The sequence below is a fragment of the Bradyrhizobium diazoefficiens genome (genome assembly GCF_016616885.1).
Taxonomy (GTDB): domain Bacteria; phylum Pseudomonadota; class Alphaproteobacteria; order Rhizobiales; family Xanthobacteraceae; genus Bradyrhizobium; species Bradyrhizobium diazoefficiens_F.
On the sequence record NZ_CP067102.1, the window covers coordinates 4436390 to 4454736 of the forward strand.

The 18347-nt window shown below is 64.3% G+C and carries 17 protein-coding genes and 1 pseudogene; 13 read left to right on the forward strand and 5 right to left on the reverse strand.

Going from position 1 to position 18347, the window contains the following annotated elements:
* Nucleotides 1-179: 179 nt before the first annotated feature.
* A complete protein-coding gene (locus tag JJC00_RS20750) occupies nt 180-371 on the forward strand; it encodes a hypothetical protein (RefSeq protein ID WP_200474178.1) in 192 nt (63 codons plus the stop codon).
* A 254-nt stretch (nt 372-625) separates the two neighbouring features.
* On the forward strand, nt 626-958 hold the full coding sequence (locus tag JJC00_RS20755; protein ID WP_200467823.1) for a DUF1476 domain-containing protein: 333 nt from the start codon (nt 626-628) through the stop codon (nt 956-958).
* Between the two features lie 14 nt (nt 959-972).
* Here the strand turns inward: JJC00_RS20755 and JJC00_RS20760 are convergent, their stop codons facing one another.
* Nucleotides 973-1551 (reverse strand): TIGR00645 family protein, encoded by a 579-nt coding sequence (locus tag JJC00_RS20760; protein ID WP_200467824.1) that lies wholly within the window; start codon nt 1549-1551, stop codon nt 973-975.
* A 123-nt stretch (nt 1552-1674) separates the two neighbouring features.
* Between JJC00_RS20760 and JJC00_RS20765 the strand changes: the two genes are divergently transcribed.
* Nucleotides 1675-1962, forward strand: a complete 288-nt coding sequence (locus JJC00_RS20765; protein WP_200467825.1) for a hypothetical protein — start codon at nt 1675-1677, stop codon at nt 1960-1962.
* A gap of 25 nt (nt 1963-1987) precedes the next feature.
* On the opposite strand, the gene JJC00_RS38615 is transcribed toward JJC00_RS20765, so the two are convergent.
* Nucleotides 1988-2116 carry a hypothetical protein gene (locus tag JJC00_RS38615; RefSeq protein ID WP_283816627.1) on the reverse strand — a complete coding sequence of 43 codons (129 nt, stop codon included), beginning with the start codon at nt 2114-2116 and terminating at the stop codon, nt 1988-1990.
* 808 nt (nt 2117-2924) lie between these two features.
* On the opposite strand from JJC00_RS38615, the pseudogene JJC00_RS38620 reads away from it, so the two are divergent.
* Nucleotides 2925-3850: pseudogene (locus JJC00_RS38620) on the forward strand (septal ring lytic transglycosylase RlpA family protein).
* On the opposite strand, the gene JJC00_RS20775 reads toward JJC00_RS38620, so the two are convergent.
* Nucleotides 3847-4812: an alpha/beta fold hydrolase gene (locus JJC00_RS20775; RefSeq protein WP_200467826.1), complete on the reverse strand. Its 966-nt coding sequence runs from the start codon at nt 4810-4812 to the stop codon at nt 3847-3849. The pseudogene JJC00_RS38620 and the gene JJC00_RS20775 overlap by 4 nt on opposite strands.
* Nucleotides 4813-4965: 153 nt before the next feature.
* On the opposite strand from JJC00_RS20775, the gene JJC00_RS20780 reads away from it, so the two are divergent.
* The 9 genes from JJC00_RS20780 to JJC00_RS20820 all read left to right on the forward strand — a co-directional run bounded on the left by JJC00_RS20780 (nt 4966) and on the right by JJC00_RS20820 (nt 14657).
* Nucleotides 4966-6228 carry a D-alanyl-D-alanine carboxypeptidase family protein gene (locus tag JJC00_RS20780; protein ID WP_200467827.1) on the forward strand — a complete coding sequence of 421 codons (1263 nt, stop codon included), beginning with the start codon at nt 4966-4968 and terminating at the stop codon, nt 6226-6228.
* A 2-nt stretch (nt 6229-6230) separates the two neighbouring features.
* A complete protein-coding gene (tmk, locus tag JJC00_RS20785; protein WP_200467828.1) occupies nt 6231-6917 on the forward strand; it encodes a dTMP kinase in 687 nt (228 codons plus the stop codon).
* Complete coding sequence (locus tag JJC00_RS20790) at nt 6914-7960, forward strand: DNA polymerase III subunit delta' (RefSeq protein ID WP_200467829.1); 1047 nt, start codon at nt 6914-6916, stop codon at nt 7958-7960. Before tmk ends, JJC00_RS20790 begins: the two co-directional genes overlap by 4 nt.
* 48 nt (nt 7961-8008) lie before the next feature.
* Entirely contained in the window at nt 8009-9964 is a 1956-nt protein-coding gene (metG, locus tag JJC00_RS20795) for a methionine--tRNA ligase (protein WP_200467830.1), read from the forward strand.
* 11 nt (nt 9965-9975) lie between these two features.
* The gene (locus tag JJC00_RS20800; protein WP_200467831.1) at nt 9976-10752 is read left to right on the forward strand and encodes a TatD family hydrolase; all 777 of its coding nucleotides are present in this window, start codon (nt 9976-9978) and stop codon (nt 10750-10752) included.
* A gap of 13 nt (nt 10753-10765) precedes the next feature.
* Nucleotides 10766-11563, forward strand: a complete 798-nt coding sequence (locus tag JJC00_RS20805) for an MBL fold metallo-hydrolase (protein ID WP_200467832.1) — start codon at nt 10766-10768, stop codon at nt 11561-11563.
* Between the two features lie 161 nt (nt 11564-11724).
* Entirely contained in the window at nt 11725-12324 is a 600-nt protein-coding gene (locus tag JJC00_RS20810; protein ID WP_200467833.1) for a TRAP transporter small permease, read from the forward strand.
* A 2-nt stretch (nt 12325-12326) separates the two neighbouring features.
* The gene (locus JJC00_RS20815) at nt 12327-13640 is read left to right on the forward strand and encodes a TRAP transporter large permease (RefSeq protein ID WP_200467834.1); all 1314 of its coding nucleotides are present in this window, start codon (nt 12327-12329) and stop codon (nt 13638-13640) included.
* Nucleotides 13641-13679: 39 nt separating this feature from the next.
* Nucleotides 13680-14657 carry a TRAP transporter substrate-binding protein gene (locus JJC00_RS20820; protein ID WP_200467835.1) on the forward strand — a complete coding sequence of 326 codons (978 nt, stop codon included), beginning with the start codon at nt 13680-13682 and terminating at the stop codon, nt 14655-14657.
* Between the two features lie 116 nt (nt 14658-14773).
* Here JJC00_RS20820 and JJC00_RS20825 read toward each other — a convergent pair whose 3' ends face one another.
* Complete coding sequence (locus tag JJC00_RS20825; RefSeq protein ID WP_200467836.1) at nt 14774-16420, reverse strand: acyl-CoA synthetase; 1647 nt, start codon at nt 16418-16420, stop codon at nt 14774-14776.
* 24 nt (nt 16421-16444) lie between these two features.
* Complete coding sequence (locus JJC00_RS20830) at nt 16445-18334, reverse strand: TRAP transporter large permease (RefSeq protein ID WP_200467837.1); 1890 nt, start codon at nt 18332-18334, stop codon at nt 16445-16447.
* Between the last annotated feature and the right edge of the window lie 13 nt (nt 18335-18347).

Genomic DNA, 18347 nt, shown 5'->3' on the forward strand with positions numbered 1-18347 from the left:
GCGGCTGCACCCGCGAGTCGAGCGGCAGTGCTGACACGGGCGGCCGGCGCGCAAGTCGTTGATTCGACAAGCGCGGGCTACTGTGCATGGGGTTGTTTTCGATGTTTGGCGGGCGAGCGTCTCGAATGGGATCGGGCCTCTCGCGTGGAACCTTTTCCTCACGGCCGCGTTATTGCGCCATGACAGAAGATCTTTCTTACCGACGCAAACCCCTGACCCCCGAACAGCGCCAGGCGCGCGATGCGGCGCGCCGCGTCGAGGCCGAGAAGGCCATGCGCGACCATGAGGCGGCGCAGAAGGCATTTTATGAGAATCGCGAACGGCTGAAGGCCGAGCGGCTGGCCCGTGAGGCGGCTGCGGCCAAAGCCTGATGGCTGACAAGGACCCATCGGTCAGGAATCTCCAACCCGCGCGTCTCCGGTTCAGGATCAGGGGCGCGCGGTTGTCGTTGCACGCTTGCCATGCGCTGGTCCGGGCCTGACGGCTGTCGCCGTCAAGGTCCGACCGGCGACTTGACGGCGTCCGCCTTCGGTCGGATGATTCAAATCATCCTCAATTGGCGAGAACCACGGAGACATTCGCTCCCAGTTGGTATCCCATCAGCGTAAAGCAATTGGAGCTGACCATGACCACGTTCGACAAGCGCGAGCAGGGCTTCGAGGCCAAATTCGCCCATGACGAGGAGCTCATGTTCAAGGCCGCGGCCCGGTCCAACAAGCTGCTCGGGCTCTGGGCCGCAGACCAGCTCGGGCTCGGCGGCGATGCCGCGTCGGCTTATGCGACGGCGCTGGTCACGGACAATGTGGCCAACCAGACCGTGGACGAGACCCTGAACAAGGTGTCGAGCGATCTCGCCACGAAGGGAATTTCGCGGGAGCAAGTTGCGCGGAAGCTTCAGGAATGCCTGCATCAGGCCGTGGCGCAGCTCGCAGCCGCAGCGAGCAAGGCTAGCGAGTGATCTTCACTTGATCTTCACTCGGCACTTTTGCGCGAGGCTGCGTCGCTGAACTTGTCGACGAAGACGATCCCGATCGCCGAGACCACAAAGGTGAGGTGGATCAGCACCTGCCACATCACGCCGCTCTCGGTGAAGCTGGCGCGGTTCGAGCCGAGATTGCCGGCCTCGATGAAGGCGCGCAGCAGCGCGATCGAGGAAATGCCGATGATCGCCATCGCGAGCTTGATCTTGAGCACGCTGGCGTTGACGTGGCCGAGCCATTCCGGCTCGTCGGGATGGCCCTGGAGGTCGAGCCGCGACACGAAGGTCTCGTAGCCGCCGACGATCACCATCACCAGCAGGTTGGAGATCATCACGACGTCGATCAGCGCCAGCACGCTCATCATGATCTCCTGCTCGGTGAAGTCGAGCGCGTGCGATGCGAGGTGCCAGAGCTCTTTCAGGAACAGCACGATGTAGACGCATTGCGCCACGATCAGTCCGAGATAAAGCGGCAGCTGCAGCCAGCGCGAGCCGAAGATGATCATCGGCAACAGGCCGAGCCGCGGCAAGGGCGGGCGGGGTCCGGTCGTGGTTTCTGGCTCTACCGACATTCAGCATCCACACATTGAGATGATCTCGCTATCCTGTAACCCGAGCAGATGGCTGGCGGAAGACGTGGCCGTGCTGACGATGTGGCCGTGCTATCGTGCGGGCTTGGATCGGGAGGCTGGCAGATGTCTCGCAGCTTTGGCTGGGCGATTGGGAGGATTGCGATCGCGGCCACGATGATGCTGGACGCCGGCACGGCCCAGGTGTCGGCGACACCGCTGACGCCGTTCCGCTATGAGGCGCAGGCGCAGCGCCATTGCCCCAGCGACAAGGTGGTGTGGCTGGATTTCAAGAAGGGCGTCTACTACCGCAAGGGCCAGAAGCTCTATGGCCAGGGATTTGATGGCAGCTTCGTCTGCGAGACCGAAGCCCGCGACAGCCTCTATCGCAGGTCGCCGCTGGGCTTGCGCTGAGCAGCGCGGGCTTGAGGGCGAGCGGCTAGTTCTGGTTCGGTAGCTTCACCGGCACGTGCGGGGAGTTGCTGATGACCCGGGGGCTTCCATCGGGATAGGTCCGGCCGCCGCGGATCAGCGATTCCAGGACCAGGAAGAATTTCTCGGCTAGCATGTGCGTCACCCCAGTTGGTGATGGCCTCGTGAAAATGAGTCGAGGCGCCGACGCGAAAATTCAATCAACTAAACGGGAGCGGGGCAATCCCGGACCAATACGCATACTGCGTCGCAGGAAGGCAGCTGTTGCGAAAATACGAAGTGAGGATTAGCCGAAGGCCAGCGCGACGAGGCTCGAGCAGAGCAGGACCAGACCGCCTGCGGTCAATGCCAGAAAGCCGTCGGATACGAGGTCATGTTTGCGCATGGGACACCTGTTGCTCTCGTCTTCGATGCTCGATCGGATCGATTTAAAATTGTCCGAACGTGCCGCCATGAAGAGGTGATGCAATGTCGCCCGCGCGAGTGCCGTCAGGCCCTCGTGCGGTAGCCTTCAAACGCATGGGCCAGGAAGATCCCCGCGCTTACCAGACCCATCAGTGCCGAAACCGTCTCGATCATCGTTAAATTCCAATCCCGCCCCTGCACGCGAGAAAACGCGGGCGGCCTTGCACAGTCAAAAGAATTCCGGTGAAGCCGGCGATATCAGGGGTGGAGTGAGCTTTTGGCGCAACAGCTTGTGCGGGACTGGCACAGAGAAGGCGGTGCTGGAGCCCTCGCGCTCGGTAGATCAACGGAGAATGCCAAACGTCCTGTTTACCATCCCAGCGCGAACGCTGTGGGCTCCCCATTTCCGCCGTGTTCGGGTTGCGTTATCGTTACCGCCTCTGAGACGGTGGTGGGCCGCCTCGGAGCTTAAGGTCCGGAAGGCACTCCCCGTGGCAAGCGGGTTGGGTCCGTCTCCGGCGGAATGGTATTTGGGGCGAATGGGGATCCGACGGTCAGATTCGGTGGTGCGGGCCGCGCGGTGCGTTGCGGCGGTCGCCACCTGCCTAGCGCTCGCCAATTGCGCCTCGTCCAACAAGTTCGCCAGCAGGGTCGACCCCAAATACGGCGTGTCCTCGAGCCCGCGAGTCGTGGCCTGGGGCGATCCTGTCCCCAAGGGCGGCGGCACCTACCGCGTCGGCAAGCCCTATATGGTCGCGGGCCGGACCTACGTGCCGGAGGAGGACGTGAACTACCGCGCCGAGGGCATGGCGTCCTGGTACGGCGACGATTTCCATGGCCGCCAGACTGCCAATGGCGAAGTGTTCGACATGGGCTCGCTCACGGCGGCGCATCCGACCCTGCCGATGCCGTCCTATGCGCGGGTCACCAACCTGTCCAACGGCAAGTCGCTGGTCGTCCGCGTCAATGACCGCGGGCCCTATCACGGCAACCGCCTCATCGACGTCTCGAACAAAGCCGCCGAACTGCTTGAATTCAAAGGCAATGGCGTCGCCAGGGTCCGCGTCGAATACGTCGGCCGTGCGCCGCTCGAAGGCTCCGACGACCGCCAGCTGATGGCGACCTTGCGCACCGGCGTTCCGGCGCCGTCGCCCTCGATGGTCCGGATCGCCTCGGCCCGGCCGTTCGTGCCAGAGCTATCGTCGAGCCGCAGCGCTATCCGTGGCGAGGTCCCGATGCCGGAGGGACGGCCCTATAGCCTCGGCAACACGTCGGCGACGTCGCCTCGCTGAACGCGACCACGGAGATGTCGGCCTCGAGCCGCAGCCGGGGCCGGGCGTTCCAGAATGCCCGCCAAGTGTCCTATGACGAGGACGGCCGCTACGCCGCCGAGAGCCGTCCCGCGGCGTCCGATGACGGCGCAGCCGAAGCCCGCAGCATCCTGACCGGCCGCGGCCTCTACTAACTACCGCTAGCGCGACCCGCTTCGCGCAGGAATCCGACCAGTGCGGCGTTGACCTCGTCGGGTCGCTCCTGCTGCACCCAATGGCCGGCGCCATCGATGATCAGCTTTCGCGTGAGATTGGGCAGCACGCGCTCCAGCTCGTTGACGCGCTTGGCGCCGATCAGGCCGGTGATGACGGCGTCTTGCTCACCGGCGATGAAGAGGGAGGGCTGGTGGATCTGCGCGTCCTGCCAGGGCGCGGTCAGCTCCCAATTGCGGTCGAGGTTGCGATACCAGTTCAGCCCGCCGCGGAATCCCGACTTGCGGAAGCTTTCGGTGAAATAAGCCAGATCGGCCGCGCTCAGCCACGCCGGCAGCGGCTCCTCGGCGCTGGCATGGCCGAGAAAGCCCTTGCCCTCCTGCACGAACATCGCGGCGTTCGGATCGGCAAGTCCGCGGCCACCGAGCACGCTGCGCATGGTGCGGGCGACGTCTTGCTCGAACTCGGCCTCGGCGACGCCGGGCGTCTGAAAATACTGCCAGTAGAAATTGGTGATGCCGCCTTGGCGTAACAGTTCGAGCGGCTTGCCGCGTCCGCGGAATGGCGGCGGCACGCTCAGGCCTGCGACGGCCGTAAAGATATCGGGGCGGAACAGCGCCGCATGCCAGGCGACCGGCGCGCCCCAGTCGTGGCCGACCACCATCGCCTTGGTCGCGCCGAGCGCCTGGACCAGGCCGACGACGTCGCCGACGAGATCGAAGATTGAATAGGCGGTCGCGTCAGGGGGCGCAGCACTCTGGCCGTAGCCACGCATGTCGGGGGCCACGACATGAAAGCCGGCAGCTGCGAGCGCTGGGATCTGGTGCCGCCAGGAATAGGATAGTTCCGGCCAGCCATGGCACAGCACCACCAGCGGCCCCTGGCCGGCCTCGCGGATGAAGAGGTCGATCCCATTGGCCTTGATCACGCGCGTGGTGGACATCGCTTTTCCGCCTTGTTTCAGGGGTTTGGTCGAGAAAGATCAGGTGGCACGATAGGGGCGCGACGAGAATCGTGCAATCTCGGGGGCGAGCACCGATCCTCGTGTTGTTCGCACCGGTTCCAACTGTTAGAACGCCGCCCTCAGGGCTTCGCCATGGCATTTCGTCTCATCTCGCTCCGTCATACCGGATTCACGGCCGGAGCATTGGCGCGCGGGCTGGTCGCGGCGGCTATCGCAGTCAGTCTCAGCTGGGGCGGGGTGCTCTACGCCGCCAACCAGAGCGTCCAGGGCGCCAAGAAGACCGAGGATGCCGGCTTCGACGGCGATGCCCCCACCGCGATCCTGATCGAGGCCTCCAGCGGCAGCGTGCTGTTCGAGAAGAACGCCGATGAGCTCCGCGCGCCCTCCAGCATGATGAAGCTCGTAACCGCGGAGGTCGTGTTCAACGCGATCAGGAAGGGCGACGTCAAGCTGACCGACGAATACCGGATCAGCGAGAACGCCTGGCGCAGGGGCGGCGCGCCCTCCGGCGGCTCGACGATGTTCGCGGCCATTAACAGCAAGGTCTCGGTCGACGACCTCTTGCATGGCGCGATCATCCAGAGCGGCAACGACGCCTGCATCGCGCTCGCCGAAGGCATCGCCGGCAACGAAAAGATCTTTGCATCCGATTTCATGACCAAGCGCGCTCGCGAGCTCGGCCTGACCAAGTCGACCTTCGCCAATTCCAACGGCTTGCCCGACCCCGGCAACAAGATGACGGTGCGCGAGCTGGGCATGCTCGCCCGGCACATCATTTTGGACTTCCCGGAATTCTACAAACTGTTCGGCGAGAAGGAATTCACCTGGAACAAGATCCGCCAGCCCAACCGCAATCCGCTGCTCAATTCGTTGGAGGGTGCCGACGGCCTGAAGACCGGCTATACCAAGGAAGGCGGCTACGGCATGGTCGGCTCGGCCGTGCAGAACGGCACGCGGCTGATCGTCGTCGTCAACGGGTTGGAAGATCCTGAGGACCGTGCCACCGAAGCCAAGAAGATGCTGGAATGGGGTTTTCGCAATTTCGAGACCCGCACGCTGATCGCGGCCGACCAGCCCGTCGGCTACGCCAAGGTGTTCGGCGGCGAGAGCCGCTCGGTAAAGCTCGTTGCGAAAGAGCCCGTGAAGGTGATGGTGCACAAGAGCGGCGGCGACAAGTTGATCGCGCGTGTCGTCTATAGCGGCCCCGTGCGCGCACCGGTCCAGGCCGGCCAGCGGGTCGGCGTGGTCAGGGTCTGGCGCAGCGGCAATATCGCGGTGGAGACACCGGTCTATGCGGCGGAGGCGATCGGCACCGGCTCGACCGTGCGGCGCGCGATCGACGGCGCCAGCGAGCTCGTGATCGGTATGTTCCGCGCAGGCGCCGAGAAGCTCTGATCATGAGTGAGAGCACGGCACAGCGGCCGTCCGGACGCGGACGCTTCATCACCTTTGAAGGCGGTGAGGGGACGGGCAAGTCGACCCAGATCAAGAAGCTCGCCGACCGCCTTGGTGCGGCGAGGCTCCGTACCCTCGTCACACGCGAGCCCGGTGGCTCGACGGGCGCCGAGATCATGCGCCATCTGGTGCTGTCGGGCATGGGCAAGCTGCTCGGGCCCGACGCGGAGACGCTGCTGTTTGCGGCCGCCCGCGACGACCATGTCCGCACCGTGATCGAGCCTGCGCTCAAGCAGGGCGTTTGGGTCCTCTGCGACCGATTCGCCGACTCGACGCGGGCCTATCAGGGCAGCCTCGGCAGCGTGCCCGCCGGTCTGATCAATGCCATGCAGCGGGTCACGATCGGCGATCTCAAGCCGGACCTCACCATCATTCTCGACCTGCCGGTCGAGATCGGTTTGGCACGCGCGGCGGTGCGGCGCGGCAACGGCGCGCCTGACAGGTTCGAGGGCGAGAAGCTCGCCTTCCATCAGGGGCTGCGCGAGGCCTATCGCAAGATCGCCGCGGATGATCCCGCACGCTGCGTGCTGATCGACGCCAACTCTGATCCTGACACCGTCGCGGGACGCGTCTGGGCCGCGCTGCGCGACCGTCTCCTGCCGACCCCTGCCTCGGTGGTGTCCATATGAGCCCGCGTCAGTTCGAGCGTGAATCCGCCATTCCGCATCCACGCGAGACAAGCCTTCTGTTCGGCCATCGCGAGGCCGAGACCGCGCTGCTCAGCGCCTATCGCAGCGGGCGCATCCCGCACGCCTGGCTGATCGGCGGGCCGCAGGGGATCGGGAAGGCGACGCTGGCCTATCGCATGGCGCGCTTCGTGCTCGCTCACGGCCAGCCGCTGGCGCCCGCCGTGCAAGGCGCCGAGGACCTCGCGATCGATCCTGATGACGCTGTGGCGCGGCAGGTCGCGGCAAGCTCGCATGGCGGTTTGCTGACGCTGGAGCGCACCGCCAACGACCGTGGCGTGATGCGCACGGTCATCACCGTCGACGAGACGCGCGAGACCATCACGTTCTTCGGCTCGACGGCGGCGGCCGAAGGCTGGCGCGTTTGCATCGTCGACACCGTCGATGAGCTCAATCCCAGCGCGGCGAACGCGCTGCTGAAAATCCTCGAGGAACCGCCGCAGCGATCGCTGTTCCTGCTGGTGAGCCACGCGCCCGCGCGCGTGCTCGCCACGATCCAGTCGCGTTGCCGCAAGCTGCGCTTGCGGTCGCTCGCGACCGACGACGTGATCGCCGCAGCCGCCACGGCCGCCAACCTCGCTCCGACCGATCTGGCGCTGCGCGAAGCCGCAGAGGCCTCCGAAGGCAGCGTTGCACGGGCACTCACCCTGCTCGGCGGCGATGCGCTCAAACTCCAGCAGCGCACGGCAGCGCTGCTCGCTCGATTGCCGCAGGTCGATCCGCGCGAATTGCACACGCTCGGCGAATCCCTAGGCACCAGCGACCGCGTCGCGCTTGCGGCCTTCATCGACGGCATCGATCGCTGGATCGCGGAACGCCTGCATGCGGACGAGGCCAATGCCAACCAAAACCTGCCGCGCCTTGCGCGCCTAGCTGAGGTATGGGAAAAGATCGTCCGCGCCGCGCGCGACACCGAAACCTATAATCTGGAGCGAAAGCCCTTGGTTTTCTCGGTGTTCGGCTGGCTGGCGGACGCAACGCGCTAGAGCGCAGGTTCGTTTCCAAATTTTGAGAAGCCGGTAAGGGAATTCGTCGTGGCAGCGCGAGCTAAGAAAACCGCCAAGGACAAGAGCAGCAAGAAGAAGGCTGCCAAGAAGGCCGCGAAGGCTGTGAAGGCGCTTGCGCGCAAAAGTGCCAAGAAGGTCAAAAAGACCAAGAAGGCTGCCCCCAAGAAGGGCGTGACGAAGAGCGCTGCGAAGAGACCGAAGAAGGCCGGCAAGAAAGCTGCGAAGAAGCAGGTCGTCGCCAAGAAGACGGTGAAAGAGGCGACCAAGAAGGCAGCCAAGACTCCGGCGAAGAAGATCACCAAGGCGAGGGCGACCGCGCCGGCCGCGATTGCAGCTCCGGCTTCCGTCTCGATTCCGCCCAAGACCGTTAAGGCGAAGGCGCCGCGTGCACCGAAGCCCGTTGCAGCTCCGCAGGCCGCCGCGCCCGTGGCCGCCCCGGCGCGCGACAACGTCTTCTACATCTCGACCGCGATCGCCTATCCCAACGGCAATCCGCATATCGGCCACGCCTATGAGGCGATCGCCGCCGACGTGCTGGCGCGCTTTGCGCGGCTCGACGGCAAGGACGTGTTCTTCCTGACCGGGACCGACGAGCATGGTTTGAAGATGGTCCAGACGGCGCAGAACGAGGGCCTGACACCGGCCGCGCTCGCGACCCGTAATGCCGGCCGCTTCAAGGAGATGGACGAGCGGCTGAACGTGTCGTTCGACCGCTTCATCCGCACCACCGAGGAGCAGCACCATCGCTCGACCCAGGAGATCTGGCGGCGCATGGAAGCGAACGGCGACATTTACCTCGACAGCTATTCCGGTTGGTACTCGGTGCGCGATGAGGCCTATTACGCCGAGGAGGAGACGCGCCTGAACGATGACGGCGTGCGGCTCGGGCCGCAGGGTACGCCGGTCGAGTGGGTCGAGGAGAAGAGCTATTTCTTCCGCCTGTCGGCCTATCAGGACAAGCTGCTGAAGCTCTACGAGGAGCACCCGGAATTCATCGGCCCGGATGCGCGTCGCAACGAAGTGGTGAGCTTCGTGAGAAGCGGCCTGCGCGATCTCTCAATCTCCCGCACGACGTTCGACTGGGGCGTCAGAGTGCCGGGCGACGAAGAGCACGTGATGTATGTCTGGGTTGATGCACTCACCAACTACATCACGGGCTTGGGTTTCCCCGACGAGACCGATGCCAATTGGCGCTATTGGCCGGCGGACCTGCATATCATCGGCAAGGACATCATCCGTTTCCATGCAGTGCACTGGCCGGCGTTCCTGCTATCGGCTGGGCTCCCGCTGCCGAAGCGGGTCTATGCCCACGGCTTCCTGTTCAACAGGGGCGAGAAGATGTCGAAGTCGGTCGGCAACGTCGTCGACCCCTTCAATCTCGCCGACCAGTATGGCGTCGACCAGATGCGCTATTTCTTCCTGCGCGAGGTGCCGTTCGGCCAGGACGGCAACTACAACCATGAAGCCATCGTCGCGCGCATCAATGCCGATCTGGCCAACGACCTCGGCAACCTTGCACAGCGTTCGCTGTCGATGATCGCCAAGCAACTCGGCGGCGTGCTGCCGGAGCACGGCGAGTTCAGCGACAACGACAAGGCGATTTTGGCGATGGCTGACGGCATGATCGTCGCGTCGCGCGAGGCGATGGCGACGCAGCAGATCCATCACTGGCTCAACGCCGTGTGGGCCGTGGTTGCGGAGGCCAACCGCTATTTTGCGGGCGAGGCGCCGTGGGCGCTGGCCAAGACCGATCCTGTCAGGCAGAAGACGGTGCTCTATGTCACCGCCGAAGTCGTGCGCCAGATCGCGATCCTGGCCCAGCCGGCGATGCCGACGGCATCTAGCTTGCTGCTCGACAGCCTCGGCATTTCCGAAGGTGAGCGCAACTTCGCCATGCTTGGTGGCGCCAAACGGATTGCGCCGGGCTCGACGCTACCCGGGCCGACGCCGGCGTTCCCGCGCTACATCGAGCCGGCGGCTTAGGGCATTCCGAGATGCTGGTCGATAGTCACTGCCATCTGGATTTTCCGGACTTTGCGGAGGATCTCGACGGGATCGTGTCGCGTGCGCGTGCGGCCGGCATCACGCGCATGGTCACGATCTCAACGCGGGTGCGAAAGCTCGATCAGCTTCTCGCCATCGCCGGGCGCTACGACGACGTCTATTGCTCGGTCGGCACTCATCCGCACAATGCGGATGAGGAAGACGGCATTTCGTCGGACGAGCTGATCGCGCTGACACAGCATCCGAAGGTGGTCGCGCTCGGCGAAGCCGGGCTCGACTATTTCTACGACGACGGCTCGCCGGAGGCGCAGGCGAGGGGCTTTCGTGCCCACATCGCGGCCGCGCGTACGACCGGCTTGCCGCTGGTGATCCACACCCGCGAGGCGGACGAGGATTGCGCGCGCATCCTGGAAGAGGAGGCGGCACGCGGATCGTTTCGCGCCGTGCTGCATTGTTACACCGGTGGGCGCGAGCTGGCGCTGAAGGCGGTGTCGCTCGGGCTCTACATCGGCTTCACGGGCATCCTGACCTTCAAGAAGTCGGATGCCTTGCGCGCGCTGGCGGCCGAATTGCCGTCTGACCGTATTCTGGTTGAAACAGACTCGCCCTACCTTGCTCCAGGCAAGTTCCGGGGCAAGCGCAATGAGCCGGCCTATGTGGTCGAGGTCGCGAAGGTGCTTGCCGAGACACGCGGCGTGTCGCTCGATGAGATCTCACGCCAGACCAGCGAAAACTTCTTCCGCCTGTTCTCCAAGGTGAAAGCTTGAGGTCCTGAGCCGCATGACGCTGACGCTGACGATCCTGGGCTGCGGCTCCTCCGCCGGCGTGCCGCGCCCGGCGCTCGGCTGGGGCGCCTGCGACCCCAATAACCCCAAGAACCGCCGCCGCCGCTGCTCGCTGCTGGTCGAGAAGACGTCAGGCCACGGCACCACGCGCATCGTGATCGATACCTCGCCGGATCTGCGCGAGCAACTCATCGACACCAATGTCGACCACATCGACGCGGTTTTCCTGACCCATGAGCATGCCGACCAGACCCACGGCATGGACGATCTGCGCTCCGTCGTTCTCCACATGCGCAAGCGGATTCCGACCTATTTCAATCAGTCGACCGCCAAGGACATCATGGCGCGGTTCTCCTATTGCTTCATCTCGCCGGAGGGTAGCGACTATCCGCCGATCCTGACGCGGCATTCGATCGAGGCCGGCGGGAGCCAGATCGTCATCGGCAAGGGCGGCGACGTGACGATGACCGCCTTCCTGGTCCAGCACGGCAACATTCCCGCGCTCGGCTACCGCATCGGCAATGCCGCCTACACGCCTGACCTCAACGACATCCCGCCCGAGAGTTTTGGCGCCTTGGAAAACCTCGATCTCTGGATCGTCGATGGCCTGCGCTACACCGGCCATCCCAGCCATTTCAGCATCAACGACGCGCTGTCCTGGATCGAGCGCTTCAAGCCGAAGCGTGCCGTCATCACCAACATGACGGCGGACGTCGATTACGAGGTGATCCGGCACAAGCTGCCTGCTGGCGTGGTGCCGGCCTATGACGGCATGCGGCTCGATACGGTGTAAAAGTACCTCGGGCACCGGCGCAGACCGGCATGGTCCTTGCCTGCATGGTTGCGATCGTGTTGGTCTAACGTCTCAAAGACAGGCGTGGAGGGGCAGCGATAATCAGCCAGCATCAACTGGCTCAGAAGTCGTGTGGTCCGGTTGAGCCGTGGCGCGTGAGGATGGGGGCCGCATTGGCGGAGCAAGACGATGATGTGGCGGCGCCGGGATTGCCTCGGCGCGCTCTCGACGTTCTCTATCTCGGCGCAGGCTACGCCGCCGGCGCGTTCCTGGTTGCGATCTTTGCGATTATGATGGTCATGTCGGTTGGCCGCCAATTTGCCATCAACATTCCGGCCGGCGACGATTTCGCGTCCTGGTGCATGGCCGCGATGGCCTTTCTCGGACTCGCTCACACATTCAAACGTGGAGAGATGATCCGCGTCGGTCTGCTGCTCGAGCGCCTGGATGGGCGCGCCCGGCTGTGTGCCGAGATCGTGGCGCTCGGGATTGCGACTGCCTTCATTCTCTACTTCACCCGATATGCTGCGCAGATGGCCTACGACTCCTGGCGCTTCAAAGACGTTGCTCAAGGCGTCGTCGCCGTTCCTCTCTGGATTCCGCAGTTGGGCTTCGCCGGCGGCCTCATGATCCTGGGGATCGCGGTCGTCGATGAAACGGTCAATGTCCTGCGCGGCCATCGGCCGAGCTACGAGAAGGGATCGCCGGAAGAAACGCCGGACGAATTCATCGAGCGCATCTCGCAGGGCGGCGGGGGCTGACGATGGCCAGTCTCGGCATGATCGAACTGTCGTTCATCCTGCTCGGCGTGATGATCCTGCTGCTGGCGAGCGGCGTATGGATCGCGATCTCGCTTGGGCTCGTCGGCTTCGTGGCGATGGCGCTGACCACGAGCCTGCCGCTTGGGAGCGTACTCGCGACCACGACCTGGAGCGCGAGTGCGTCGTGGACGCTGGCGGCATTGCCGCTATTCATCTGGATGGGAGAAATCCTTTTTCGCACCAGATTGTCGGAAGAGATGTTTCGCGGCCTGTCGCCTTGGGTGCAATGGTTGCCCGGACGGCTGACCCATGTGAACGTCATCGGCTGCGGCATCTTTGCGGCGGTGTCGGGCTCGTCGGCTGCGACGTGTGCGACCATCGGCAAGATCGCATTGCCCGAACTCGACAAGCGCGGCTACGACAAGGGCCTCAGCCTCGGTTCGCTGGCGGGATCCGGCACGCTCGGCCTCCTGATTCCACCCTCAATTCCGATGGTGGTTTACGCGGTCACGGCGAATGTTTCCGTGCTCCAGGTGTTCCTTGGCGGGTTCCTGCCGGGCGTGCTCGTGATGGTGCTCTATTCCGGCTACATCATCATCTGGTCGCTGCTGAACCCTGCGAAAGTCCCGCCGCGCGACCCACCGATGCCGTTCCGGCAGAAGCTGCGCGAGTCGGCCAAGCTCGCACCGTGCATGCTGCTGATCCTTGCGGTCTTCCTCTCGCTGGTGCTCGGGTTTGCGACCGCTACCGAATGCGCCGCATGGGGCGTCGCCGGCGCGCTGATCCTGGCGTGGTGGAGCGGCACGCTTTCGCGCAAGAACTTCCTCGAAAGCATCATGAGCGCGACGCGGCTGACCTGCATGATCATGCTGATCCTGGCCGGCGCCGCCTACACCACAGCCGCGATGGCCTATACCGGTATTCCCGCGGCGCTCGCCAGCTGGGTTCAGGGACAGCAACTCACGCCAGGCATGCTCGCGCTCTATTTGAGCATCATGTACATCATCCTTGGATGCCTGATCGATGGCATCTCGATGATCGTGCTGACCGCGGTCATCGTGTTGCCGATGGTCAAGCAGGCCGGCCTCGATCTCGTCTGGTTCGGTGTCTACCTCATCATCCATGTCGAAATGGCGCAGATCACGCCACCGGTCGGTTTCAACCTGTTCGTGCTGCAAAACATGAGCGGCCGCGATACGTTGACGGTCGCCCGTGCGGCATTCCCGTTCTTTGTGCTGCTATTGGCCGCAGTTTTCATCATCACCGAATACCCGCAAATCGTGCTGGTGCTGCCCAAGCTGGCTTTCCCCGACTGATCGCGCCGGGATTGCCGCCTTACCGTGAGGAGAAGTTCGATGACGTCTCGTTTGCTGTTCTCAGGACTGATCGCCGGCGCGCTGTTGGCCGCCACGCCTACGTTGGCCCAGACCAAATGGAATTTGCCAGCCGCATATCCCATCGACAATCCGCACTCGGAGAATCTGGTCGCCTTCGCCAAGGACGTCGAAGCTGCGACTTCCGGCAAGCTCGTGATCACGGTTCATCCGAACGCGTCGCTGTTCAAGGCCCCCGATATCAAGCGCGCGGTGGTGACCGGGCAGGCGCAAATGGGCGAATTGCTGCTTTCGATCCACGAAAACGAAGATCCGCTGTTCGGGATCGATGTCGTGCCGTTCCTTGCGACCAGCTTTCCTCAGTCGATGAAGCTGTACCAGGCGTCAAAGCCCCTCATCGAGAAGAAGCTGGATGCACAAGGTCTGAAGCTCTTGTTCGCTGTGCCGTGGGCGCCGCAGGGCGTCTACGTCAACAAGCCACTTGCCACTATTGAGGACATGAAGGGCCTGAAATGGCGCGCCTACAATGTCGGAACCGCGCGTATCGGTGACTTGGTCGGCGCCCAATCGGTGACGATCCAGGCTGCCGAACTGCCGCAGGCGCTCGCCACCGGCGTGGTGAACTCGTTCATGTCATCGGGCGGCACGGGCTACGATTCAAAGGCCTGGGAGTCGCTGAAATACTTCTACGACGTGCAGGCCTGGATTCCGAAGGACTATACTTTCGTGAACAAGGCCGCGTTCGAGGCGCTCGACAAGCCGACCCAGGAGGCCATCCTCAAGGCCGCTGCCACGGCCGAAACCCGCGGCTGGAAGGCCTGGGAGGAGAAGGCCAATTGGTACATCGATCAGCTGAAGGCCAAGGGCATGACGGTCGAACCACCGAGCCCGCCGCTGAAAGCCGGCTTCGAGAAAGTAGGTCAGCAGCTCACCGCTGACTGGCTCAAAAAGGCCGGTGCGGACGGTCAGGCCGTGATCGACGCCTACAAGAAAATGTGACGGGAAGATCCCGGCACGAACGGGTGAGGGCACCCACGCGCTCTCATTTATCGCTGCGGCGACGCGCGATCGTGACGGCCCGTGCTTCTACGTGTGATCTGAAGCTGGAGCGTGCTTCAGGCCGTGATGGCCTTGGCCGAGCCGACCTCGTTGCGCAGCAGGAATTTCTGGATCTTGCCCGTCGACGTCTTCGGGATCGGTCCGAACACGACCGCCTTCGGCGTCTTGAAGCCGCTCATATGCGTGCGGCAGAAAGCGATGATGTCGGCCTCGCTTGCGTTCGCGCCGTCCTTGAGCTCGACGAAGGCGCAGGGCACTTCGCCCCATTTCGGATCGGGCTTTGCGACCACGGCAGCGAACAGCACAGCCGGATGCTTGTAGAGGACGTCCTCAACCTCCACGGACGAGATGTTCTCGCCGCCGGAGATGATGATGTCCTTGGAGCGATCCTTGATGGTGACGTAGCCGTGCTCGTCGAGCACGCCGAGATCGCCGGTGTGAAACCAACCGCCCTCGAAGGCTTCCTTCGTCGCCTTCTCGTTCTTGAGATAGCCCTTCATCACGATGTTGCCGCGGAACATGACCTCGCCGATGGTCTCGCCGTCGCGCGGCACTTGCCTCATGGTCTTGGGATCGATGATGGTGACGCCTTCCTCGAGTGGGTAGGGCACGCCCTGCCGCCGCTTCATGCGCGCGCGCTCGGCGGGCGGGAGCTCGTCCCAGCCGGGCTGCTCGGCGCAGACCGAGGCGGGGCCATAGACTTCGGTCAGGCCATAGACGTGTGTTAGCTTGATGCCGATGTTTTCGGCGCCTTCGAGCACAGCGACCGGCGGTGCGGCGCCGGCAATGAGGCCAACGACGCGGCGGGCCGCATTGCCTTTGGGCGCATCGGGCGCGTTGATCAGCGTGTTGTAGACGATCGGCGCGCCGCACATGTGAGTGACGCCGTGCTGCCTGATCAGCTCGAAGATTTTGGTCGGCTCGACCTTGCGCAGGCAGACATTGATGCCGGCCGCCGCCGCAAGGGTCCAGGGGAAGCACCAGCCGTTGCAATGGAACATCGGCAGCGTCCACAGATAGACCGGGTGCTGGCCGAGATTGCCGGCGAGGATATTGCTGACGGCGTTGAGGTACGCGCCACGATGATGGGTGACGACGCCCTTCGGATTGCCCGTTGTGCCCGAGGTATAGCTCAGCGCAATCGCGTCCCATTCGTCGCTGGGCGGGATCGCCGCAAAATTCGGATCGCCTTGCGCGACGGCCGCTTCATATTCGATCTCGCCGATGCGCTTGCCGCCTTTGAAAGCGGCATCGTCGACGTCGATCACGAACGGTTTTGGCCCGCTCATCTGCGCCAGCGCATCGGTGATCACGCCGGAAAACTCGGGATCGACCAGAATGATTTTTGCGCCGCCATGGTCGAGCTGAAACGCAATCGAGGGCGCATCGAGGCGGATGTTGAGCGCATTGAGCACGGCCCCCGTCATCGGTACCGCGAAGTGCGCCTCGTTCATCGCCGGAATGTTCGGCAGCATCGCAGCGACAGTGTCGCCGACGCCGATGCCCTTGCCGGCGAGCCAGAACGCAAAGCGCCTGCAGCGCTCGTCCGTCTCAGCCCACGTGAAGCTGCGGCCCTCATAGACCGTGCTGACGTGATTGGGATAGACGGCGGCGCTGCGCGCGAGGAAGCTCAGCGGCGACAGCGGCACGTAATTGGCGGGTGTCTTGTCGAGGCCGATATTGTACTGGTTCAGATCACTCATCGACACCCTCCTTGACGCCGCGCGTTACAGGAATCCGATCGAGATCCAGGGGAAGACCGCGACGACGATCAATCCCACCAGCAGCGCCAGCAGATAGCCCCAGATCGGCCTGATGCCCTCGGCCGGCTCGACGCGTCCAATGGCACAGGCGGCATAATAGCCGACGCCGAACGGCGGAGCGAATAGCCCGATACCCATGGCCAGAATGATCACCATGGCGTAGTGCACCTCATGCACGCCGACGGCGCGGGCGATCGGAAACAGCAGCGGCCCGAACAGCACGATCGCAGGGATGCCCTCCAGCACGCTGCCGAGGACGGTGAAGGCCAGGATGGACACGGCGATGAAGGTCGCAGCTCCGCCGGGCAATCCGGTCATGGCGGATGCCAGCGAGCGCGAGAAGCCCGACTGGGTCAGGCCCCAGGCCATGCCGGTGGCCGTGCCGATGATCAGCAGGATCGCACCCGACAGCGCCGCCGTCTCGACCAGCATCGGAAACAGCCGCCGCCAGTCGAAGCGGCGGTAGACCATCAGGCCGACGAGGGCGCCATAGACGATGCCGATGGTGGAGACTTCGGTGGCGGTCGCAATGCCTTCGACCACAGCGTAGCGGATCACGAAGGGCAGCGCGAGCGCGGGCAGGGCGACGACGAAGGTTTTGCCGATCTCGGACGCGGTGGCGCGGCGGACATGGCTCATGTCCTCGTGGCGGTAACGCCACCACACCAGCATGCAGAGCGTGACCGCGAGCACGACGCCAGGCAGCAGGCCGCCGGTGAACAGCGCCGCGATCGAGACGCCGGTGACCGAGCCGATCGTGATCAGCACGAGGCTCGGCGGAATGGTTTCGGTCTGCGCGCCGGTTGCGGCAAGCAGCGCGACGAGATCGCCGGGCTTGGCGCCGCGCTGCTTCATCTCCGGGAACAGCACGGGCGCGACCGCGGCCATGTCGGCGGCCTTGGCGCCGGAAATGCCGGAGACCAGATACATGGCGCCGACCAGCACGTAATGCAGGCCGCCGCGGACATGGCCGAGCAGGCTCGCCAGGAATGCCACCATGGCGCGCGCCATGCCGGTCATTTCGATCAGCAGTCCCAGGAACACGAACAGCGGCACCGAGAGCAGGATGAGATGGCTCATGCCCTCGTCCATCCGCCCGACCAGCACCATGACGGGCGTGCGCGTGGTCAGCGCCAGATAGCCGAAGATCGCAAGGCCAAAGCCGAACGCAATGGGAACGCCGGCGAAGACGCAGAAGCCGGCGACGCCGACGAAGAAGATGACGAGGTTGAGATTGCCGAGCGGCCGCAGGTAAGACTGCGCCAACCAGAACAGGCCAACGACGACGGCGACGGAGATCGCGGCCGTCAGCACCATCCGGTAATCCGCGGCGCGGAGCAGCCGCAGCAGTCCGAACAACGCCATCAGGCAGATGCCGGTCGGCAGCGCGACGGCGCGCCACATGTTCGAGATCTGGAGCGCGGGCGTGGTGATGAAGCTCTCTTCGTAGGCGTAGTCGTAGGCCGGCCAGACGATCATCGCGAGGAACGCCAGCGCGGCAGCGACCGCCACGAGATCGAGCCAGGCCCGCATCGCGGGTCGTGCGCTCGCGACGATCGCGGTCATGCGCATGTGCTCGGAACGGCGGAACGCCACCGCGGCGCCAAGCATGGCCAGCCAAAGGAACAGGATCGAGGCCAGCTCGTCCGACCAGATCAGCGGCCGATGCACGACGTAGCGCGCGACCACGCCGGCAAACAGGATCACGATCTCGGCGACGACCAGGATCGCCGCGGGGATCTCGACGGCGAGGCCGAGAATGCGCTCCAGCGAGGCCAGCCATGAAGGTCGGCGAGGGGACTGAACAGCCGCCTCGCCCACTATTTCGGTGACCTGAACCTCGACGTGAGCCATGGCGGCCCCAATG

Bases quoted from the DNA above. Each gene is read 5' to 3' on its own strand.
- JJC00_RS20750 (WP_200474178.1), top strand. From the start codon at position 180: ATGACAGAAGATCTTTCTTACCGACGCAAACCCCTGACCCCCGAACAG.
- JJC00_RS20755 (WP_200467823.1), top strand. From the start codon at position 626: ATGACCACGTTCGACAAGCGCGAGCAGGGCTTCGAGGCCAAATTCGCC.
- JJC00_RS20760 (WP_200467824.1), bottom strand. From the start codon at position 1,551: ATGTCGGTAGAGCCAGAAACCACGACCGGACCCCGCCCGCCCTTGCCG.
- JJC00_RS20765 (WP_200467825.1), top strand. From the start codon at position 1,675: ATGTCTCGCAGCTTTGGCTGGGCGATTGGGAGGATTGCGATCGCGGCC.
- JJC00_RS38615 (WP_283816627.1), bottom strand. From the start codon at position 2,116: ATGCTAGCCGAGAAATTCTTCCTGGTCCTGGAATCGCTGATCCGCGGC.
- JJC00_RS20775 (WP_200467826.1), bottom strand. From the start codon at position 4,812: ATGTCCACCACGCGCGTGATCAAGGCCAATGGGATCGACCTCTTCATC.
- JJC00_RS20780 (WP_200467827.1), top strand. From the start codon at position 4,966: ATGGCATTTCGTCTCATCTCGCTCCGTCATACCGGATTCACGGCCGGA.
- tmk (WP_200467828.1), top strand. From the start codon at position 6,231: ATGAGTGAGAGCACGGCACAGCGGCCGTCCGGACGCGGACGCTTCATC.
- JJC00_RS20790 (WP_200467829.1), top strand. From the start codon at position 6,914: ATGAGCCCGCGTCAGTTCGAGCGTGAATCCGCCATTCCGCATCCACGC.
- JJC00_RS20800 (WP_200467831.1), top strand. From the start codon at position 9,976: ATGCTGGTCGATAGTCACTGCCATCTGGATTTTCCGGACTTTGCGGAG.
- JJC00_RS20805 (WP_200467832.1), top strand. From the start codon at position 10,766: ATGACGCTGACGCTGACGATCCTGGGCTGCGGCTCCTCCGCCGGCGTG.
- JJC00_RS20810 (WP_200467833.1), top strand. From the start codon at position 11,725: ATGGGGGCCGCATTGGCGGAGCAAGACGATGATGTGGCGGCGCCGGGA.
- JJC00_RS20815 (WP_200467834.1), top strand. From the start codon at position 12,327: ATGGCCAGTCTCGGCATGATCGAACTGTCGTTCATCCTGCTCGGCGTG.
- JJC00_RS20820 (WP_200467835.1), top strand. From the start codon at position 13,680: ATGACGTCTCGTTTGCTGTTCTCAGGACTGATCGCCGGCGCGCTGTTG.
- JJC00_RS20825 (WP_200467836.1), bottom strand. From the start codon at position 16,420: ATGAGTGATCTGAACCAGTACAATATCGGCCTCGACAAGACACCCGCC.
- JJC00_RS20830 (WP_200467837.1), bottom strand. From the start codon at position 18,334: ATGGCTCACGTCGAGGTTCAGGTCACCGAAATAGTGGGCGAGGCGGCT.